The 22,123-nt window shown below is 35.0% G+C and carries 17 protein-coding genes; 4 read left to right on the top strand and 13 right to left on the bottom strand.

Annotated features, from left to right (window positions below):
* Positions 1 to 95: 95 nt before the first annotated feature.
* Positions 96 to 2,033 (top strand): BglG family transcription antiterminator, encoded by a 1,938-nt coding sequence (locus tag MHI00_RS02295; RefSeq protein ID WP_341110734.1) that lies wholly within the window; start codon positions 96 to 98, stop codon positions 2,031 to 2,033.
* Positions 2,034 to 2,261: 228 nt separating this feature from the next.
* Here MHI00_RS02295 and celB (MHI00_RS02290) read toward each other — a convergent pair whose 3' ends face one another.
* The gene (gene celB / locus MHI00_RS02290) at positions 2,262 to 3,533 is read right to left on the bottom strand and encodes a PTS cellobiose transporter subunit IIC (protein ID WP_010052733.1); all 1,272 of its coding nucleotides are present in this window, start codon (positions 3,531 to 3,533) and stop codon (positions 2,262 to 2,264) included.
* A gap of 391 nt (positions 3,534 to 3,924) precedes the next feature.
* Between celB (MHI00_RS02290) and MHI00_RS02285 the strand changes: the two genes are divergently transcribed.
* Entirely contained in the window at positions 3,925 to 4,659 is a 735-nt protein-coding gene (locus MHI00_RS02285) for a YveK family protein (RefSeq protein WP_016356642.1), read from the top strand.
* Positions 4,660 to 4,670: 11 nt separating this feature from the next.
* Entirely contained in the window at positions 4,671 to 5,378 is a 708-nt protein-coding gene (locus MHI00_RS02280) for a CpsD/CapB family tyrosine-protein kinase (protein ID WP_015077538.1), read from the top strand.
* 51 nt (positions 5,379 to 5,429) lie between these two features.
* Here MHI00_RS02280 and celB (MHI00_RS02275) read toward each other — a convergent pair whose 3' ends face one another.
* Genes celB (MHI00_RS02275) through MHI00_RS02265 form a run of 3 tightly spaced genes read right to left on the bottom strand, consistent with a single transcriptional unit; the run spans position 5,430 to position 7,409 of the window.
* Positions 5,430 to 6,743 (bottom strand): PTS cellobiose transporter subunit IIC, encoded by a 1,314-nt coding sequence (gene celB / locus MHI00_RS02275; protein ID WP_057000073.1) that lies wholly within the window; start codon positions 6,741 to 6,743, stop codon positions 5,430 to 5,432.
* A 28-nt stretch (positions 6,744 to 6,771) separates the two neighbouring features.
* Positions 6,772 to 7,071, bottom strand: coding sequence for a PTS sugar transporter subunit IIB (locus tag MHI00_RS02270; RefSeq protein ID WP_010052726.1), 300 nt, complete (start codon positions 7,069 to 7,071; stop codon positions 6,772 to 6,774).
* The gene (locus MHI00_RS02265) at positions 7,068 to 7,409 is read right to left on the bottom strand and encodes a PTS lactose/cellobiose transporter subunit IIA (protein WP_010052725.1); all 342 of its coding nucleotides are present in this window, start codon (positions 7,407 to 7,409) and stop codon (positions 7,068 to 7,070) included. Before MHI00_RS02265 ends, MHI00_RS02270 begins: the two co-directional genes overlap by 4 nt.
* A 400-nt stretch (positions 7,410 to 7,809) precedes the next feature.
* Between MHI00_RS02265 and MHI00_RS02260 the strand changes: the two genes are divergently transcribed.
* On the top strand, positions 7,810 to 10,473 hold the full coding sequence (locus MHI00_RS02260) for a sigma 54-interacting transcriptional regulator (protein ID WP_010052724.1): 2,664 nt from the start codon (positions 7,810 to 7,812) through the stop codon (positions 10,471 to 10,473).
* 45 nt (positions 10,474 to 10,518) lie between these two features.
* On the opposite strand, the gene MHI00_RS02255 is transcribed toward MHI00_RS02260, so the two are convergent.
* From MHI00_RS02255 to MHI00_RS02215, 9 genes are all read right to left on the bottom strand, one after another.
* Entirely contained in the window at positions 10,519 to 11,301 is a 783-nt protein-coding gene (locus tag MHI00_RS02255) for a glycerophosphodiester phosphodiesterase (protein WP_341110719.1), read from the bottom strand.
* A gap of 43 nt (positions 11,302 to 11,344) precedes the next feature.
* Positions 11,345 to 12,103 (bottom strand): glycerophosphodiester phosphodiesterase, encoded by a 759-nt coding sequence (locus tag MHI00_RS02250; RefSeq protein ID WP_229251636.1) that lies wholly within the window; start codon positions 12,101 to 12,103, stop codon positions 11,345 to 11,347.
* Between the two features lie 436 nt (positions 12,104 to 12,539).
* Positions 12,540 to 13,904 carry an ABC transporter substrate-binding protein gene (locus tag MHI00_RS02245; RefSeq protein WP_341110716.1) on the bottom strand — a complete coding sequence of 455 codons (1,365 nt, stop codon included), beginning with the start codon at positions 13,902 to 13,904 and terminating at the stop codon, positions 12,540 to 12,542.
* A 17-nt stretch (positions 13,905 to 13,921) separates the two neighbouring features.
* Positions 13,922 to 14,740, bottom strand: coding sequence for a carbohydrate ABC transporter permease (locus MHI00_RS02240; RefSeq protein ID WP_341110711.1), 819 nt, complete (start codon positions 14,738 to 14,740; stop codon positions 13,922 to 13,924).
* Positions 14,737 to 15,678 (bottom strand): carbohydrate ABC transporter permease, encoded by a 942-nt coding sequence (locus MHI00_RS02235; protein ID WP_015077546.1) that lies wholly within the window; start codon positions 15,676 to 15,678, stop codon positions 14,737 to 14,739. Before MHI00_RS02235 ends, MHI00_RS02240 begins: the two co-directional genes overlap by 4 nt.
* Before the next feature lie 2 nt (positions 15,679 to 15,680).
* Positions 15,681 to 16,796: an ABC transporter ATP-binding protein gene (locus tag MHI00_RS02230; protein WP_341110708.1), complete on the bottom strand. Its 1,116-nt coding sequence runs from the start codon at positions 16,794 to 16,796 to the stop codon at positions 15,681 to 15,683.
* A gap of 290 nt (positions 16,797 to 17,086) precedes the next feature.
* On the bottom strand, positions 17,087 to 18,328 hold the full coding sequence (locus MHI00_RS02225) for an RbtT/DalT/CsbX family MFS transporter (RefSeq protein WP_015077547.1): 1,242 nt from the start codon (positions 18,326 to 18,328) through the stop codon (positions 17,087 to 17,089).
* 64 nt (positions 18,329 to 18,392) lie between these two features.
* Positions 18,393 to 20,993, bottom strand: coding sequence for an alpha-mannosidase (locus tag MHI00_RS02220; protein WP_341110703.1), 2,601 nt, complete (start codon positions 20,991 to 20,993; stop codon positions 18,393 to 18,395).
* Complete coding sequence (locus MHI00_RS02215) at positions 20,993 to 22,108, bottom strand: PTS fructose transporter subunit IIC (RefSeq protein WP_010052711.1); 1,116 nt, start codon at positions 22,106 to 22,108, stop codon at positions 20,993 to 20,995. The genes MHI00_RS02220 and MHI00_RS02215 overlap by 1 nt, the downstream gene beginning before the upstream one ends.
* Positions 22,109 to 22,123 lie beyond the last annotated feature (15 nt).

The following is a 22,123-nucleotide window of genomic DNA, read 5'->3' as shown; positions in this document are numbered from 1 at the left end:
TACTGGAAAAAGTTCGGAAATAGCTTCATTCCAATATTTATAAAAATCATGTATGATAGACTTGAACTTACATACGACGGAAAGGAGAAATTATTATGTCCAAATTATCTTATCAAAGGCTCGATGATATTTTAGAAATGCTACTCAAGCATTCTGACTCTATTTCTATGAAAGAACTTACTTCTACTTTTTCCGTATCCGATCGCACAATTCGAACAGATATAAATAATTTAAACGATACGTTAAAAAATGTAGGCGCTACCGTTTCCTTATTACGGGGAAAAGGATATTCTCTTGATATTCAAAATCAAAAGGCTTTTACGACTTGGAGAAATGACAGTTTAACTTCAAATGATTTTAACCTAACCTCACTTGAAGAACGGCAATCATTTTTATTGTTTACTTTATTTAAAGCAGCCAAACCAGTCTCTTTAGATCGGTTTTTAGAACAACTATTTGTAAGCAAAAATACATTTTATTCCTATTTAAAATCTATTCGAGATGCTCTCATCCCCTATGGACTCAAAATCGTCAACAGACCGAATATAGGATTTGAAATTATTGGCCATGAATTTTCTAAAAGAAAAGCGATCAATGAGTTACTGATTGTGAAAGATTTACAAGAATATTTAGTCGGCTTTACAGAAATGGAACTTTCATTATTTGATACAATTGATTTGGAGTTATTGCAGGCCCTAGAGCTTGAATCTCTTGCAGCATTAGAACTTTTAGATTCTGATTACTATCATAAAACCATTCTGTCCAATTTTGCATTGGCTCTAAGTAGAATAGTAGACAATAAAACGTTAACTACTTTCCCAGTTCGTATCCCAGTTTTAAAAAAAAATGCACAAGTTATAATGAATCAATTCTTAACCAAAATTGAACATTCTTTTGAGTTAAAACTAACGAAAGAAGAGCGTAATTATTTTAATTATTGCTTATCCATAAATGCGCCAAGATTAGTGGAAACTGAGAAAGAAGTCGAACAATCCAGTACGATTGCCCATGAAATCGTTGCAGAACTTTTAGAAATCATTCAAAAAACAGCGAATTATGATTGGCGGGAAGATGTTACTTTGATAAAAGATTTAACTTCTCATGTAGAAGGCTTTATTAATATGAATCTAATTGAAACTGGTCGTAGCAATCCATTACTGGACACCATCAAAAACTCCTTTCCGTTGGCTTTTGATTTATGTTTGACGCACCTAGAAACAATTGGAATGCACTATGGATTATATTTTTCAGAAGATGAAATTGGCTACATTGCTTTGCATATTGCAGGTGCCATTGAACGCAGTGCTACTATCAATCATAGAAAACATCGCGTTATTCTTATTTGTGGCACAGGCCGCACCATGAGTAGAATTATTGAAGCAAAAATCAACAAACGTTATCAAGACAAAATCGACATTGTAGACCGCCTTTCCTATATTGAATTGCAACAGTACAATTTAACTGAAATTGATTTCGTCATTACCACCGTTCCTTTAGAAAAAATGGAGACTCCTTCTGTCTATATTCATATGGGGCAATTGGATAAAGAGATTGAAAAAGTAGAGCCTTTTATGGAGAAAATAAAGACCCAAACGTCTACTATTTTCGACTTATTTTCTAAGGATTTTTTCCTTTACAACCCTTCAGTCCAATCAAAAAAAGAACTCCTTCAGAAAATGATTGAGCCACTGGAATTGCAAGGTATTGTTCCTGATGACTTTTATGAAAGTGTTTGGATTAGAGAAAAAATTAGTCAAACAAATATTAATCGTGTTCTTGCTATTCCTCATCCGATGTCACTAACTTCTATTAAATCAAAAGTCGCTGTAGCAATAATGCCAAATGGTATTGATTGGGGAAACGGTGAAAAGGTTCATTTCATTTTTTTATTTGCTATAAAGAAAGAGGACTACGAAGATACCGGCGATATTTATGACTTGCTATTAGAGTTTATTGATCGAGAAGATAGTCAAAAAATCATTCTAAATACACCTACATTTGATTCATTTATAGAGATATTAAAAGAAATTTAACAGATCCTAGTCTAAAAGCAGTTAGTGCTGTCACTTTAATGACTTTAAACTTCTATTTATATGTCCTTTAATTTAATTTGTTTCTAAAAAAGATGAATTTTATCAGCTTGTATACAACTTAAAAAGCAGCTTGAGAGTTCTTCTCAAGCTGCTTAAATAAACTGACTTTTATTCTCTTTACAAAGTTCCATCAACACCAGTTGACATACAACCATAAATTTCCTTCTTTTAAAGCGTTTGATTTAGATTGCTACGATCAATTAATTTCAGGAATGGGAACCATAGAACCCCAACAATAGCGATATCAACCAATTGTAAGACCCCACCTAAAATTGAGTTCGTTGCCAGTATCCCATTGATGAAAATTGGAACTGTCCACGGCACAGAAACACCTGTTGGAGCTGGCACAATACCAGCTGCCATCACAAGGTAATTGAAGGTTGTTACAATTAACGGTGTAATAATCCAAGGAATAAAAATCGCTGCATTTAGCACCATTGGCATCCCAAAAATAACTGGTTCGTTAACGTTAAAAATACCCGGTCCTAAGGCTAACCGCCCAACATCTTTTAACTGGCGGCTCTTCATAAAGAAGGCCATTAAAATTACCACCATTAATGTCATCCCCGAACCACCCATACCAACTGTAAAAATTTCCATAAAAGGTTTTGTAATAATGTGTGGCAATGGTTGCCCAGCTTTATAGGCTTCTAAGTTATCCAACATCAATGTGTTCCAGATTGGATCCATTACGGAATTGACTAAAATCTGACCGTGTAGTCCAAAGAACCATAGAAATTGTACAAAAAATAGCGCAATCAACGTTGCTGGTAATCCGCTTCCTAATCCAACTAATGGTTTTTGGATAACTTCATAAACAACATCATGTAAATTCGTATTAAAAACACCAATAACAAAAGCATTTAATAAGGCAAAAATTGTTAAGGTTAAAATTGCAGGAATCATTGCTGCAAATGAACGAGCCACTGCAGGAGGAACACCGTCAGGCATTTTGATAACAAGTCCTTTTTTGACAAAACGCACATATATTTCAGTTGCGATAAAGGCAGCTAACATACCAATAAACATCCCTTTGGCACCTAAGCGGTCTAAAGCCAACACGCCACTAACTTCTTCGCCATTTTCTAAGATCATAAAAAAGGGTGTGAGTATTAAAAATGAAGATAACGCAACTGCACCACCAAAAATAGCTTCTACTTCATAGCTTTTACTTAAATAATATCCTATCCCAAATGTTACAAAAATAGACATAATTCCCATTGTTGCACTTTGCCCATTACTAAATAAGTGATTTAATGTTCCTTTCGTTGCATCATTAAAAAAAGGTAAATTATTTAGAACCACAACAATTGACCCAAACATTGTTATTGGAAATGACAACATAAATGCATCACGTAAAACAGTCAAATATTTATTCTGCCCAAGCTTACTAGCAACAGGCATAATTTTTTCTCCTAATTTATCAATAAAACCATTCATTTTACAACCTCCCAATTGTTTTTTCATTTTATAAAAGGCCTTTTATAAAATAGCATGAAATCGATTACAACAAATTTTAACACTAACTAAGTTAATTGTCTAGTCTTTTAATTATTAAAACTGTACATTATTAATTAAATACCTCGATTTTATGTAAACGCCGTCATTCGTCAAGTTTTATTTTTTCTATTAAAAGTACTTATTCTTAAAAAATATCTTTTTTGCATATGATTTCATTACCATACCTACCTTTCTAAACAACTAGATAAGCATTATTTTTTTTTACTAGATAAACGGACTTTTTATAAATGTATTTTCTAACTAAAGCATGGTATCTTTTGGATTAATCGTTTTCGAAAAGTTTAAAACGATGTTTAAATAGGGGGATTCTATGGAAGAAACAATTAGTTTGATTGAAATAATTAACCTGTTAAGAAAAAGGTTTTTTTTAATTTTGGGAACAACTTTACTAGGTGCGCTCTGTGCTTTTATTTTTAGTTTTTATTTTATTACACCAACCTATACCGCTAGCAATCAACTACTAGTCAATCCAATAAAAAGTGACGAACAAACTGCTAATCAATTCAACGACTTACAAACAGATATTCAAATGATTAGTACCTATAAAGATATTTTAAAAGGACCTATTATTCTAAATGAAGTCCAAAAAAGACTCGAGACACCTCTGTCTACTCAAGCAATTGCCAGCAAGATTACGATTGAAACACAGCCTAATTCTAAAGTTTTCGCCATAAAAATTATTGATTCCGATGCAAAACGAGCAGCTACATTAGCTAACTTGATTTCAGACGTCTTTCAGGAAAAAATCGGTGAGCTTATGCGGATTGATAATGTTCATTCTATCTCATCTGCCGAAGTTAATTTACAGCCAGTTGGACCAAATAAAACACTAAATATTTTGATTGGGACAATTATTGGATTAATGATGGGGATTGGATTTTCGTTCTTATTAGAATTCTTAAATTTAAAAGTACGAGATGAAACATATTTAATCAATCATCTTGATTTAACTCATTTAGGTACACTTAGCGTTATTGTCGAAGATGGAGCAGGTCAACAATCCTCTAATCTAGCCCTAACCCGTTCAACAAGATTTAAGAAATAGGAGAATATATTATGCTAAATTTTCGTTCAAAAAAACAGACTCGAGTTGTTAAAGCACCTAAGTTAATAACATCTTTGTATCCAAATTCAATTATCTCTGAACAGTTTAGAACGATTCGATCCAACCTACAATTTTCTGAAAATGGAATGAATTTAAAAACTATTGGGGTAACTTCTTCAGGTCCAGGAGAAGGAAAATCAACTGTTTCAGCAAATTTAGCAACAGTATTTGCGGATCAAAAACACCGGGTTTTGCTAATAGATGCTGATTTACGGAGACCGAGTATCCATCGTGTGTTCAAAAAACCAAACACAAAAGGCTTAACTAGTTTGCTTAACAATCCAAATTTATCTGTTGAAGAAGTGATTCATCGTAGCAAAATAGAGAATTTATTTTTAATTACTAGTGGACCGACACCAACAAATCCTTCTGAACTTTTAAGCTCCAATGGGATGGACCGCTTAATCAAATTGTTTCAGAAAAACTTTGATCTGATCATTTTCGATTTACCGCCTACTGTAGCCGTAACGGATGCGCAAATTATGGCAACTAAGGTGGATGGTACTATACTAGTTGTTCGTAATGATGTCGCCTATAAAGATGCTGTGGATAAAGCCGTTGATCTGTTAAGGACAGTTGGTGCCAATCTTGTTGGCTTTATTTTCAATGGAGCAGAGCGAAAAACAACCGATCCTTATTCTTATTATGGAAAAGACTAAATAAAAAAGCATGAAACAAGAATTCAACTTGTTTTCATGCTTTTTCTTTATTTAAGCGAGTGCTTCTTCGGGCGTTTGATTCTCATGAGCACCCTCTAATTCTAACTGGTAAGCTTTATTATCTTCTAGCTTAAAGAACGGGAAGTAGATAGCCATACTTAAAGCAATTTGAACAACTTGTAACAGAGCCCCTCGCCAACCATTTAATAAGAAACCAGAGACGATTGGTGGCGTTGTCCAAGGTAAATTGGTTCCGTTGGTAAAATCAACCAATCCTGTTGCCATGGCAAAATAGGCAACAATTGCTAAGACGACCGGTGTAATAATAAATGGAATCATCATTACAGGATTTAATACAATTGGAATCCCAAAAATAAGTGGTTCGTTAATATTAAAAATTCCAGGGGCAATAGCTAGTTTTCCAAGTGTTTTGAATTGAGCTGATTTGGCCACAAAGACACATAGAATAGCTAAACCTAATGTACCACCTGCACCACCTACTTTAATAAAGTTAGAATAAAATTGATAGTTGACAATATGTGGTAAGGCTTCATGAGCACTAAAAGCAGCTGCGTTGTCTGCAGTTAAAGATAACCAAATTGGTTGCATTACTGCACCAACAATATTTGATCCATGAATACCAAATGACCAAAGTAAACCTTCAAAAAGCAAGACCACAATGGTTGCTGGTAATGAACTACCTAATGCTGTTAGCGGTGTTTGAAGAATCTGAAAGATAAATGCTTGGGCAGTATCATAGGCTGTGAAACTAAATCCAATTCGAATTAAATCAAAAATAACTATCACGAAAAATGCAGGAATAAGTGCAGTAAAAGAACGGGCTACATTTGAAGGAACTGAATCTGGCATTTTAATTGTCCACCCACGTTGCTCCACCCATCTTGAAATTTCAACGGCTAAAATAGCTGTAATCATCCCAACAAATAGACCACTAGCACCTAAATTAGATGTAGGTATTCCATTTGCACCACCTGTATCAGCAATCGTTGGTGTAAGAATAAAGAAGGCAACAACTGCAATTACGACAGCTGCTAAATCATCCACTTTATAGTGATGAGCTAGATCTTTTGCAATTCCAAATACAACAAAAATTGTCATAATATTCATGGTCATATCATACGGAACCATAAAGTAAGTCGTCCAGTTTTCGCCCATTATTGAGGCCATGAAATCAGCGTAACCAGGAATTGGCAAGTTAGCAAATAGTAGAAATACTGATCCAATAATTAAAATCGGCATAGCACCAAAAAAACCAGTTTTAATAGCTGATAAATAACGATTTGAATCTAATTTATACGCAATTGGTCCCATTTTTTCTTGTAGTACATCTAAAAATTTATCCATTATTTTCCCTCCGATTCATAAAATCAAGTTACAACGACAAGGCTAATTTCAGAACTTTTTCACCGTTCATACGACCATAATCAACAACTGGAATCGCGGCTACTTTTATCCCTTTAGGTTCATAGGCTGCCTTGCATTTCTTTAATAAAAACGAAACTTGTGGTCCAAGCAATAAAATATCGGTAGAATCCGCATATTTTTCAAATTGTTTTTCGGGTACAGCAATAATTTCCACGTCAATTTCATTCGCTAAAGCATATTTTTCCATCTTACTGACTAATAAACTCGTGGACATTCCTGCAGCACATGCGAGCGTAATTTTTATCATTTTGTCACCAATTCCTTTAACTTTGCATTTTCTTCATACAAGCGAATAAATTGTTCTGCCATATCCATGACTGTCATAGCATTCATCATGTGATCTTGAGCATGTACCATTAATAACGAGATTTTTGTCCCATTCCCCCTGATTTCTTCTTGGATTAGCTCAGTTTGAGTTTGATGTGCTTGGCTGATTGCTGCACCTCCTTCCTTTAAATCATTTTTGGCTTTTTCAAAATCACCCGCACTAGCAGACTCGATTGCTGACATCGCTAAACTTCTTGCATTTCCACCATTCATAATTAAAGACATAATAATCTCTTCATTTTCTAAATGCTCTTCCATAGTAATTCAGTCCTCCTTTATTTCGTATAAAAGCTCGTTGAGACGGGTAGCTCTGGCAAGAAAATAGGAAAAATTGATATGGCGTTTTTTGCCATCTCGAATTTTTATCTTTTTCTCGAAGAGTTGGCTCATAAGAGCTAGCCTTGTATAAAAGCTCGTTGAGACGGGTAGCTCAAAAGAGCTAACTTTTCGGTTATACTTTATTTAAAAGCAATTCTCATGCCAATACACATAAACATTGGTATAGTAGCTTTTAACCAGACAAAAAATAATACTGTTTCACAAGTTAGTCACATTGTTCTTTGCAATAAAACACATAGAAACAGATTCACTTTGCTTATCTGATTTTATTTCGGTATACTTTATTTAAAGCGTTTTCAATCAATAGGGGGAGATAGTGATGAGACGAATTGAACTTATTTTACAAGAATTAGAAAAAAGTGCAGGAAATACTGGACTAAGCACACAAGAAATTGCTGAAAGCTTAGGTCTGACTAGAGCAAATGTTAGTTCTGATTTAAATCAATTGGTGGCAGAAGGACGTGCAACAAAAGAAATTGGCAAACCGGTCCTTTACTTTCCATTAGTTAAAGTTGCTCAACTAGAAAAATTTTCTTTTGATAATCCATCTTTACAAATGATGATTGAACAAGCTAGAGCGGCTATTTTATATCCACCTAAAGGATTAAATATGCTTTTTTATGGTGAAACTGGTGTTGGAAAATCAATGTTTGCCAATTTAATTTATGAATATGCGTGCTCCGTAAAAAAAACAACTAAACATTATCCCTTCATTCACTTTAACTGTTCTGATTATGCCAACAACCCACAACTACTTATGGGGCAGCTTTTTGGTGTTGCTAAAAATGCCTATACTGGAGCAACCGAGGAAAAAAAAGGGTTAATTGAAGAAGCCAATGGTGGTATGCTTTTTTTAGATGAAATCCACCGACTTCCACCAGAAGGCCAGGAAATGTTTTTTACTTTTATTGATCGAGGGCTTTATAGACGTTTAGGTGAATCGAATTCTGAACGCTCAGCTGAAGTTCAGATTCTTGCAGCTACAACTGAAGCACCTGAATCAGCCTTATTAAAAACTTTTCAGCGCCGGATTCCAATGGTCATCAAAATTCCAAATCTCCTAGAACGAACCATTGAAGAACGAGCAAGCTTAATCACTTTATTTTTTAATCAGGAAGCCGATCGTCTAGGCATTCCAATTAAAGTTTCACAAAATTCAATGCGTGCTTTATTGTCCTATAATTGCCCGAATAATATTGGACAACTAAAAAATGATATTCAACTCGCTTGTGCTAAAGTTTATGCAGATTTCATTGTTGCCCACAAAAAAGAGCTAATTATTCATAGCCCAGAACTCCCAACCCATGTCTTAAATGGACTTTACTTACAAGTTGAGACTCGAGATATTTGGACAAAACTAAGTCAACTTCATGGTAAATACTTAACTTTTAATGGTACAAATAAAGTTAAATTGCTACAAGAAAATAAACCGGTCCAATCCGTCTATCAGCTGATTGACTCAACTTCTCAAGAAATGCAACACTTAGAAATAAATCAAGAGGCACTAGCCAAAATTATTGATACCAATATTGAAGAATACTTTCAACAATTTTCAACGGTGATTGATAAGCCCGTTGATTTCCAGCAACTTAAAAATATTGTTCCAGTCAGTGTTTTAGAAGCCAGTCAATTAATGCTAGAATTAAGTGAAAAATTATTAAAAACTAAAATTTCAACAAAGGTCAAGCATGCATTGGTGGTTCATATTTATACAACCTATACTCGCGTGCGAAGTGGTGAACATCTAGAAAATACAAAACTAGCTGAAATCAAAAAAAAACACCCCGAGGCCTTTAAAGTTGCCTTAGAATGTGTTGTATTATTAAATGCTAGTTTAGATATTGACATTCCTATGGATGAAGCTGGCTTTATTGCCATGTTTTTCGTATATAACGAGGAAGAGCCTAGTGCCAAACAAAAATTTGTGCGCGTTATTATTATGACCCATGGAGCTTCCACTGCAACTTCAATGTCAACATTGGTAAATTCATTACTAGGTGTCCAACATGCCATTGGAATCAACATGCAGATTGATGAAAGCCCAGCAACTGTTATGGCTCGTTTAAAAACCTTTTTAATTGAAAGTAACACAAAAGAAGATTGTTTATTTTTAGTTGATATGGGATCTCTAAATAATATCAGCAACGAGATTCAAAAAGAGTTGGCCATTCGTTGCCGAACACTCCCATTAGTTAGTACCTTACATGTTCTGGAAGCCACGCGAAAAGCAGTTATGGGTCATTCTCTTGATGAAATTTATCGAGATACAAAACAAGTTAGTCTCTATTTACAACCCTACGCCGAAAAGGAACCGAGCTTTATTAGACACTCTGAACAAAAAACGGTTATTCTAACCATTTGCTTAACTGGCGAAGGCACTGCAAAACTCATGAAAAATATTCTGGAAAAGAAAATCCAATTCCAAGAAGACTACATTCAAATTTTACCGATTACACTTCTCCATGCGGAAAGTATTGAGGAGCATATCAAAAAATTGCAGCAACAATATACGATTCTTTGTGTAGTCACTTCATTAACAGTAGAAACGGATCTGCCACAATTTCATCTTTATGATTTATTTCAAACAAATACAATTGCTCGTATTCAAGAAATTGTTGATATCGAGCTTTCCTATGCCACTATTGGTGAGACCTTAAAAGAAGATTTAAAATATGTCGATAGTGACACTATTGTCCAAGATACTAAATTGTTTATCCAAACTGTTGCAGATACAATGGAAATTAATTTAAATGTTAAAGTTGTTTTTGGGTCTATTTTTCATATTTCTTGCTTGATTGATCGGTTAATATCGGGGGCTGCCTTAGAGCCTTTTCCAGAGAAAACAAGTTTTCAAACCCTTTATCAGCAAGAATATCAAACATTGCAACAATTAGTTAAACCACTTGAAGAAAAATACTCAATCTTAATTCCAGAAGATGAGATTTGTTACCTGCTTTCACTTTTTATTCACCATAACGGCTAAAAAAGACACTGAAATCTGAGTTCTAAACTCGGTTTCAGTGTCTCTTTATTCACGATTGATTAATTTTTTCGTGAATAGGTTAAAATCAGTAAAGTAGCCATCGACTTGACTATTTAAAAGTCTTTTTTGCTCAGCTTTTTCACTTTTTTTATTTATAAAGTAGACATGTACTTGTTTTCCCGCTTGATGTATTTGTCGAACTACATTATCAGTCACCTCACGAGATTCAATGCCAATCGTAGCAAAATCAGACTTCACAGCTGAGTTCAAATCAAAGTCTCCAGCTTTCATTAACCAAGTTAAAGATAGATTAGGTGCTAACTGCCTAGCACGTATCAGACTTTCTGAAGAAAAGGATTGTAAGAGCACAAAATTTTCATCATCCAAATCATTTTTTTCTAATAATTGAATCAGGGGTTCCACCATATCTAGGCCTTTTGTCGATTCACGTAGCTCAATGTAATAGCAAGTACTTTTACCAAATTTTTCTAAAATCTCTACTAGTGTAGGGATTTTTTCTTGTTCTTTTTGAGTGCTAACCAAAGTCAATTTTTCCAATTCAGCTAACGTAAAATTTTCAACTTTACCTGTACCATTAGTCGTTCGATTGACAGTCTCATCATGGAGAGCTACCAATTGACGATCCTTGGTCATACGCAGATCAATTTCAATATAGTCTGCTTGATCCTGAATAGCTTGTTGATAAGCCGATATTGAATGCTCTGGTTGTCGATCATTTGCCCCACGGTGAGAGATGATGCTAAGCGCAGTCTTGGGTTCTCTCGATTCTGGTTGCTCTTTTGTCCAGCCAATAGCTACACACAACATTATGAAGAAAAGTAGTGGATATAGTAACCGTTGCTTCCTCATCTTAACTAAACAGTGCTCGAATTTCCAACGCCTTACGAGGAAAATCAGTCATCAGTGCCGTACTATCTTGGCCAATACTAGCCTTCATATCTTGGCTACTATTAATAGTCCATAAACGAATAGGAAGATTTTGGCACGCCCCTTTCAACTGAGCATAGTCAGAACCTAAACCAATTTCTTTACTTAAGTGTAAACCATCTAATGATAACACAGGAATATATTCCCAAATCCGAGGAACTGGATGCGCTATAAGCCAAGCTATTTTAGCACTAGTATCAACTTCTTTGATTGCTGCTAAACTAGGATAATGAAAAGAAGAATACACAACTTGTTCTTCATACTGATACTTTTTAACTAGCTTGACTGCCTTTTCAGCTAAACCAAAATAGGGAAACATCGTCGTTTTCAATTCAATATTCAACTCAATTTCAGTTCCTTGCAGCAATTTTAAGACCTCTTCTAGTGTTGGAATTTTTTCTAGTTCCCAACTCCGATCGTATAACGGAAACTGTTGATAGCGCTCTGCTAAAGTAAGTGCTCGTAACTCATCTAGTGTATAGTCGTTAACAAACCCTTCTCCTTTAAACGTTCGTTTCACCTCTTCATCATGAATTACAACCAGTTCTTCATCTTTGGTTAAGTGAATGTCACATTCAATTCCATCAACACCGGTCTCAATTGCCTTTCTAAAACTCAAAAGCGTATTCTCAGGATACTCACCTGAGGCACCACGATGAGCGTAAATCTTTGTTTTAGACATATCTATATCTCCTTAATAAAAAGTTTGTTGAGTTGGCTCAGGCTCGAATGAAAAATAGGGGAATTTGATGTGACGCTTTTTGTCACCTCGAAATTTCATCTTTTTTCCGAGAGGCTAACTCATAAAAACTAGCCGTGATAAAAAGTTTGTTGAGCCGTTTAGACCTGCAGAAAAATAGGGAATTCCAAGAAAAGTATCTCTTTACTTTTTTGCGAATTTATCTTTTTTCCGAAGGGCTGGGTCATAAAAACTAGCCTAAATAAAAAGTTTGTTGAGTTGGCTCAGGCTCGAATGAAAAATAGGGGAATTTGATGTGACGCTTTTTTGTCACCTCGAAATTTCATCTTTTTTCCGAGAGGCTAACTCATAAAAACTAGCCGTGATAAAAGATACCCCTACTACAAACACTGATTCAGATTGCAGCAGGGATGTTTAATTATTTTTTATTTGCTCGATTAGCTTGTTCAATGGCTTGATTGACTTGTTCTACTGCTGCTTTAAATGTTGGTTCAATTTCAGCTCCATTGTAAACTTGCTCTAAAGCCGTTTCCATAATTTTTCGTTCTTCCGGTAACATATTCATCAATGCACCTTGACCTTGTGTTGCCGCAGATGTTTTTGTCGCTTGTAATTGTTCAACCGCCACTTTTAACTGTGGTTTCTTTTTATAGGCTTCTGCTACAATTGCTTCATCGTATGCTTTTGAATTGATGGCAAAATATCCTGTTGCAACATGCCATTCTGCTTGCACTTCTGGAGTAGCTAAATACTTCAAGAAATCCCATGCAGCTTCTTGTTCAGCCGTTTCTTTCCCTTTAGACATCCATAAACTCGCTCCACCAATTACAACGCCCTCACGCTCAGCTTTTTCGGGATAAGGAAGATACGCTTCGCCGACTTCAAACTTCGCTCCATCAATCACTTGACCAGCAGAAGCTGACGATTGTAGAAACATGGCAACATCGCCGTTAATAAATCCTGCCACCATATTATCTGCATTTGTTCCGTAATTAGCAAAAGTTTCATCTTTAATCATTTGCTCAGCCCACTCGAAAATCGAGCGTCCCGCAGCATTATCATACGCTACTTTTGTCGGAGTCTTACTGCGACCATTATCATTATTCATTAATAAACTGCCTTGATTTGCCAACAACTCCTCATATAACCAACCATAAGCTTGTAAAGCAAAACCTTTCATAGCAGGATTACTTTTTTTAATTGCTAAACCAGCTTTTTCTATTTCTTCAAAGGTTTGCGGAGGATTCTCAGGATCTAGACCCGCCTTTTTAAATGCTTCTTTATTGTAGTACATCACTGGAGTAGAAGAATTAAATGGCATCGAATAAAATTTTCCATCGACCTTATAATAATTGGCAATGTTCTCTTCCAAATCGCTAGTATCATAATTATCAGCATCAATAAATTTTTGCATTGGTTCAATGAAGCCACTATCAATCATCATTTTTGTACCAATTTCTTGGACTTGAACAATTGTTGGTGCATCCTTTGTTCCGCCAACACTTTGGAATTTTGGCAATGATTCTTCATATGTTCCTTGGAACTCCGCTTTAACTTCAACTTTAGATTGTGAATTATTGTAACCTGTCACGATTTTATTTAGCGCTTCTTGATTCACTCCAGACATTGAATGCCAAAAGTTGACTGTCGTTTTCTCAGTTGTTTTTCCGCTAGATTCCTTCTCAGAAGCTGTTGTCGTATCTTTTCCACTACCACATGCTACCAACACACTCGCTGTTCCTAAACCAATTAATGCAACTGCCATCATCTTTTTGAATTTCATAATTTCCTCCAATAGATTTATTTAACTGCGCCTTCAGCTAATCCTTGTTGTATCCGTTTTTGACTAATAAAAAGTAAAATTAAAGTTGGAATGGCAACAATCATTGCTCCTGCCATAATAACGCCCCATTCATTTAATGTTTCTTGCGACTGTAATTGTTTCAAGCCAATCTGAATTGTTCGAACAGAGTCATTTGTTGAAGCTAACAATGGCCATAAATACATATTCCAAGAGGTTAGAAAACCATAAATTGCTAGCGTAACTAAACTCGTTTTTGCTACTGGTAAAACAACTTTCCAATAAAAACGAAATGGACCGATACCGACAATTTCACTAGCTTCCCGTAATTCTTTTGGAATTTGTTTAAACGTTTGACGTAATAAAAAAGTCCCAAATGCAGTTGCTAAAAAAGGCAATGCTAGTCCTGAATAACTATCGATTAATCCCCATGCTTTAATCGTTTGAAAGTTAGGAATAATTGACGCTTCAAAAGGAATCATCATCGTTGCAATAAATAAATAAAAAATAGCATCGCGCCCTTTAAATTCGATAAAAACAAACGCATAAGCTGCTAAACTGCTAAAAAGTAATTGTCCAATCACAATTAAAGTGGAAACAATCAGGCTATTCAGCAAATAACCTACTAAGGGCAACCGTTGAAAAGCGGTACTATAATTATCAAAAGTCCATTCTGTTGGTATTATTTTTCCTGCCATATAATCTTGGCTTGTCATAAAACTTAAAAAAAAGGCTAAAATAATCGGTGTAAAAACAACCAGACTCCCTATAATTAGAAATAGGTATACTACCGCTTTGGTACTAAAGGTTTTATTCACTGGTAATGAACCTTCCTTTCATTAAACTTAAACTGACAAGCTGTAATCACCAAAATCAGAATAAACAAAATAACTGCTTGAGCACTTCCTGATCCATATTGATAATTAACAAAAGCTTCTCGATAAATTGAATAGACTAATAGATTCGTTTCATTACTAGGCCCACCTTTTGTCAGCATATCAATTTGTCCAAACGTTTGAAACGCATTAATAATTGACACTGTAAAGATAAAGAATAAAGTTGGAGAAAGCATCGGAACTGTAATGCGTCTTAGTTGATAGAAATAGCCAGCACCTTCAACATTGGCACTCTCATACAACTGAGTATCAATCGATTGTAACCCACCTAAAATAATTAAAAATGTAAAACCAGAATTCATCCAAATCGTCGAAACCGCCACAGAAATCAAGGCCCATTTAGGATCTGTTAGCCAGCCGATATCTGTTCCGCCAAATAAATGTACGATTTTATTCAAATACCCATTTGTTGGATTGAATAAAAAAATCCAAAAGACAGACGATGCAGCTACCGAGATTCCCATCGTTGATGAAAATAAAGTCCGGAAAATCCCAATCCCTTTCAATTTCTCATTGGCTAAAATAGCTAAAATAAAACCAAATAAAATGGTTCCTGGGACTGTATAAAGGACAAACAAACCAGTTGATTTCAAACTTTGTAAAAATAGTGGCGATTGAAATAAGCGCGTATAATTTTCGATACCGACAAAAAGTGTTGTTTCTCCTGCTGGATTCGTTAAATAAAAACTCAAGTAAATGGTCTTTATTAAGGGATAAAAAATAAATATTCCAAACAGTAAAATGGAGGGCAATAAAAAACTAAAACCAATCAAACTATTTTTTATTCGTTTTATTTTTTTATAGCGCTGAAAGTTTTCCACTTGTTCAAAATAAAGTGGAGCTATTTCTTGGCTTTCCATAACTATCGAACTCCTTTCCCATTTGCTTCTATCATTGAATTCGTAGTTAGTAACTCACCCGTTACAGAGTCGAAAAATTTCAATGCCGCTAGATTAAGCTTAATAGGAAGACTTTCTCCAACTTGAATCATATGTTGACCCGCCCATTTTGCGGTCCATAAAGACTCATTCACTTCAAAAATGACCTGGGTTTCATCCCCTAAATGTTCCACATTTAAAACTTTAACCAAGCCCATTGCCTGATCCAACGTTGCGAGTTGTACTCCTTCTGGTCTAATGCCTACCTTAACTTCTTTAAAAGAGTCAACGAGTTCAAGCTGTTCTTTTTGTAAAGGAATTGATAATCCTTCAGTTACATACAATTGATTTTCTTCTGTTACATGAGCGACTGAAAAATTCATCTTTGGTGTTCCAATAAAGGAAGCCACAAACTCATTAACTGGCGCATTATATAAAGTCAAAGGGTCACCGATTTGTTGGACCTTCCCAGCATTTAAAACCATAATTCGATCACCCATTGTCATCGCTTCTACTTGGTCATGTGTCACATAAATCATGGTCATACCTAATTTCCGTTGCAATTGCTTAATCTCAATCCGCATTTGACCACGTAGTTTTGCATCTAAATTCGATAAGGGTTCATCCATCAAACAAAGCTTAGCTTGACTCACGATAGCTCTAGCTAACGCAACTCTCTGCCTTTGACCGCCAGATAATTCTTTGGGTTTTCTTTTCAAAAACAAACCTAAACCAGTCATTTCAACTGCTTCTGCTAAACGCTTTTGTTGTTCTTCTTTTTTTACTTTTTTAGCCGCTAGCCCAAAAAGTATATTTTGTTCCACAGTTAAATGTGGATAAAGGGCATAATTTTGGAAAACCATGGCTAAATCCCGCTCTTTGGGTGGCAAATGATTGACTACCTCACCATCTATTTTTAATGTTCCATCAGATATATCTTCCAAACCAGCAATCATTCTTAACATCGTGCTTTTCCCACAACCAGATGGTCCTACTAATACAAAAAATTCACCTGCTTGAATCGTAACATCAATTTCGTCTAAAACTTTCGCTTGTGAATGATAGGTTTTGGAAATATTTTGTAATTCAACTTGTTTCATTTTTCCCCTCCATTGAATCAGTTTTCTTACACCCTTAGTAAACCATATTTTTTAGTTTATTTTTTAAAATTTACAGAAAAAACATTGGATTTACAGCTTTTTAACAGGTCGATTTCATTTTGAATCCTAAACAAAAAAGAATGGATTTAAAATGGATTTTGAGTTAAATTTATGTAAATACTAGAAAATAAAAAACCAAAGAGTCCACTCCTTGGTTTTTTTACTGCTACAAATTCATTTAACAAGTCGTTCCTTTAAATCAAGATTTCAATAAAGTGAAGACCATTATACTAACCTTCTTTTAAAGAATAGACTTTCTTTAATTCTTCTGGTGTTTTTAAAAATATGGCCAAAATACTCGCTAATAAATATAAAACGGCAAAAACCGCTAAGACGAAAAATCCATCAAACTTTTGAAAGAGGACTGTCACCAAAACGGGGCCTAAAAAGTTACTGAGTCCCGAACCTAAATTTAAAACCGATAGCGCAGTTGTCTTTTTTTCCAAGGCCATTGCTGGAATTAAAGCCGACAATGGACCAAATGCAGCAATCCCAAATGAGAATACAATAAAAGCCAACATCAACAAGAAAAAATTACCAGGAAAATAAAAAACAACACTCCCAATTAAAAAACAAGACAAGGCTGTCAATGTTCCTGAAAAATAACACACAATTTTCCGCCACCCATAATAATCTCCTAAATTTCCAAAAAGGATTCCGGCAAATGAATTTACTACGTACGTGGTCGCCCAAATAATCCCCCATTGAGACAAGGAATAACCATGGTTTACTAAAAAAATAGGCATCATAATCACAAAACCAAACTGACCAATATTATTAATGGCTTTTACAACTAAGCCAATTGCCAGTCTTGGATACTCAAAAAGAATCATTATCCCCTCCTGCATTTCATATAATATACTTTTATTATTGTTAAATGTTGGTAAATGGTCTCGGTTCACTTTTAATGATAAAAAACTACCAAGCAAAGCCATAACCATTCCAACGGCTAAAATATTTATTGAATTAGAAAATTTTAGTAATAATGAAGCCAACAATGGACTAATGATTGTCAGACCTAAATTAAAGCTAAACCAAAACCAAGAAGTCGCTTTCCCTAAATTTTTAAATTCTGATCTGAGAGTAATCCAAATCAAAAAAGCATAAGCAAATAATGGATAGGATGCCCCTCTTAAAGTATAAGCTACAGCAATCACCGGAAGCAGTTCAAAATAAATTCCTGCAATTAGAATGACAGCACTAACCAGATAAATGATCAATCCTGCAATCATCACTTTTCTAACAGAAAAAATATTCACAAAAAAACTAGTTAACCAAGAAAATATAGCAACAAATAGACCATATAAACTAAAAATCACTGAAACAAGTTGAATCTCATAACCCGAGGATACCAAAAAAGCCGAAAACCAACTTGTTTCAATACCTGCACCAATCATGAAAAAAACCAACCCTATATAACCATAAAATAAACTTGCTGGAATTCCAATTCTATTGGTAATTTTTCCTATCATATACACTTCTCTCCTATACTAGACAAATGAAAGGCTAGATCTAAGTTGATCTAGCCAGTTAAAACTATTTGATTTTGACTAAAAAACTCGCTACGCCATAAGCTGGCACTTTCCCTGAGAAGTCTTGAATCATTTCAACTGCATTGACACGTTCAACTTGCCTATTTGGGAAAAGACTTGCCAAATTTAATTCAATTTCAGTAGCTGTTGGATTTTCAAAACGAATGACAAATCCATTTCCATAATAAGAATTGTGAATTCCACTAACTAAAACACCTGCATGTTCAGAAAATGAAAGTACACTAAATTCTCGCTCTTTCAATCCTAAAGGCTCAATTCGCTTTTGAATTTTATTGTCAATGCGATAGATGAAAAAGTTTAGATTTTGACGTTGATAACTAACTGATGTCTGCTCCAATTGATAGCGCCAATCAGCGATTTCTTTTTCGCTTATCTTTTTTTGATCAAATTTCAAAACAAATGAACTCTTGACTTGCTTATCTTTCAATTGAGCAAGTGGCGTCGCCATCATAGTATGACCTTTTTTTGTTGTATCTCCTGAAGCTCTACCTGGACGATATAACAAATCTGGCTTCCCTAAGGTATCCGTTGTAGCTAATATAGTTAACAACAACTCTGAGTCTTGATATTCATATTCTTTACTATCATGAGTAAAAACTGAACAAGAGTCCTCTTGGGTAAAGACACTAATCGTTTTTTCAAAAGGTTCAATATTGACTGGCATTTCAGAATAATGCTTTTCCCAATCAACGACTGTCTGATTTTCTTTCGTAATAAAACCATATGGAACACCAGAAAGTGCTCGATTAATGGTTTGATTTAAAGCTACTTTTAAGCGAATGCGATGATTTAGAATGGTATTTTCAAATTGAATAGTACCTTTAATTTCACCTGTAGCATTTAATTCTAAGCTTAATTGATACGCAAAATTAGTCGTTTTAGCTTGATTCATTCTTTCCTGTAAATCATAAGGTAAGTTTAATTTTCCCGTTAGTATCATCCGGCTAGACAGTTTAGACTCTTCACATTTACACTCAGAAAAGACTAATTCGATGGCTTTATCATCAAGAAGCGGAGAAAAGTCATACGTGTCTCCAGCATTTCCATCATCAATCAAAGCAATAAAATTTGTAATGCTCCGTTGTGGATCTTGGTACACCAACTGATTGTTCTCAAATGTAAGTTTATAATTTCCTTCAACAATTTCAGTTCCAGAAACAGCCTGAAAAGTATCTGTTTTTTGCTGGCTATTTTCAAAAGCAAAAACTTTATACCCCAGCCCTGGCAAATCACAGGTCACCCGTAAAGTTAAAATATAATAACCAGCCTCAGTGATAAAGCGATTCCCAGCCGGTGTTTCCTCCATAATATTTTCTCGGCTTTCAATATATTCAGCCTCTAAAATAACTACAGCGCAATTAGGAATTTCAATGTCTTTAGTTCTTGAAAGAAGTTTAACTACTTTCTCACCAGAAAAAGCAACAGGTGAAGTATTCAACATTAAAAATTCATTTTCCGAAAGTGCTAATGATTCAGAAATTCTTTTCAAAACAATATTTTCTAAGCTATCACAAATTTCATTGGCTTCCTTTAAGCGATGAGCGATATCCTCAGCAACTGCATCTGATACACAACCTGCTAAACTATCATGAGCCTGACATTCTAACAATTTTTTCCAAGCCTTTAACAACAAACGATTACTTAAATCAATCCCTAGTTGCTGGGCAATGACTAGTAATGGCTCGGTTCTGCGAATTAATTTGTGTTCCAAATGAAAAATTTCTTGCTTCAAATCCATCCGAACAGAACCGATAGTCTTATGCACACGTGCCAAGACAGGTTCTCTAAATTCACCACGATACGTTTCCAAATCCATTTCTTTCATCAAACCTAAAAAGTTCTGATACGTACTGACTTGATAGTCATACTTACCTAACTGATTAATCTCTGCAACTTTATTGTTAAAGTCTGAGATAATACCTAATTGATCATTACCAGAAGGAATCATGATTTCTTTAGAATCTGTAAATTGCTTAATAAAATCAACTGCCTTATCCAATCTACCTTCAACATATTCCAGTGTTGGTTCAAGCAACATTCCTGTTCCATATCCTTGAGGAAAGTTTAAAGCATAGACCTGATTTCCTCCGCCTAAACTCTCCCATTTGAAATAAGGAGAATTGACATGTTTACCTAAACTAACTCCACGCCACAAAATAATATTTTCTAAGCCAGCTTCATTTAAAATAACCGGTATTTGAGCATTGAATCCAAATGTATCCGGTAGATAACCAATTGGCATAAAATCGCCATACTTCTTACTTTCAAAAATTCCAATCATCGCATTCCGTAAAACTGATTCTCCCGAAGTAAAGAAGGCATCAGATTGCGTAAACCATGGACCGATAAATAATTGTTGTGCTTCAATCAAAGCTTTAATTTCAGGTAATTTTTCTGGATACAAGTCCAAATAATCATCTAAAATTGAAAGCTGACCATCTAAAACAAAACTAGCTTCCGGATTGCGGGATAACTCAGTCAATACATCACTGAATAATTGATCACTTAAAACCAAGGCATCCATTGATGTAAAATACCATTCTCGATCCCAATGTGTGTGATTTACAATGTGTACATTTGTCATTAACTTTGCCACTCTTCTTCCCATGCATCTTCATCAAATTCTTCATCTAAACTCATAGATACTTCTTCAATGCCTGCATCTTTACTTCTTAAAAGAACACTAGATATCGCTACAAATAATGAACCTACTGCAATAGACAGAATATAAATCGGCCATTTTTCTACCGTAAACCAACCATAAAAACCACTAATTGGAGCTTGATTAACTGCACCAAGACCAACTGCCATAGCTGAGCCGATTGCTGACCCAATCACAGTTGAAGGAATAACTTTTAAAGGGCTTTCTACTGCGAATGGAATTGCACCTTCACTGATCCCAACTAATCCCATAATAATTGATGACTTTCCAGCTTCTTTTAACTCAGTATTGTATTTATGCTTTCCAATCACAGTTGCTAATCCTAACCCAATTGGTGGAATAATAATTGCAACTTGTGCTGCTGTATTTGGTGCATAGACACCACTGGTTAATAGTGCCATCGCTGTTGTTACAGCAGCTTTATTAACTGGGCCACCTAAATCAAAACCAACCATTGCCCCAACAACTGCTGCCATTAAAATTTGGTTTCCGCCACTTAAACTATTTAACCAATTTTCAAGCCCTATATTTAAAGCCGCAAATGGAACGCCAATCACATAATTAATCATTAGTACAGTCACCAAAGTACCTAAAACAGGAATAAGAAAAACTGGAACTACCGAAGCCATTGACTTTGGTAATTTGACATGATTGCGAATTAAAAGACACACATATCCTGCAATCAGTCCAGCAGCAATTGCTCCAAGAAAACCCGCATTCAATTCTTTAACTAACATTCCACCAACTAAACCAGGTGCAATTCCTAATTTATCTACCACTGAATAAGCAATAAAAGCGGCAATTACTGGGAACATTAAACCTAAAGCAATTCCACCAAAACCATCAAGGCTATGAAATAAACGAACAATACTACTTGAACTTGTTGCATACCCGCTATCCCATATATCTGTAATACCATAAATCGATCCTCCCACACGTGAAATCGCCATAATTACGGCTCCGGCAATTACAAGTGGTATCATATAAGAGATACCTGTTAATACATGATTTTTAATGCTATTCCCAACTTTTCTCATCTTTTTTCCCCCCTA

The sequence above is a fragment of the Carnobacterium sp. FSL E2-0243 genome, from assembly GCF_038003605.1.
Lineage (GTDB): Bacteria > Bacillota > Bacilli > Lactobacillales > Carnobacteriaceae > Carnobacterium > Carnobacterium maltaromaticum.
The sequence above is the reverse complement of the archived record's forward strand: the minus strand, read 5'-3'. Positions and strand labels throughout refer to the sequence as shown.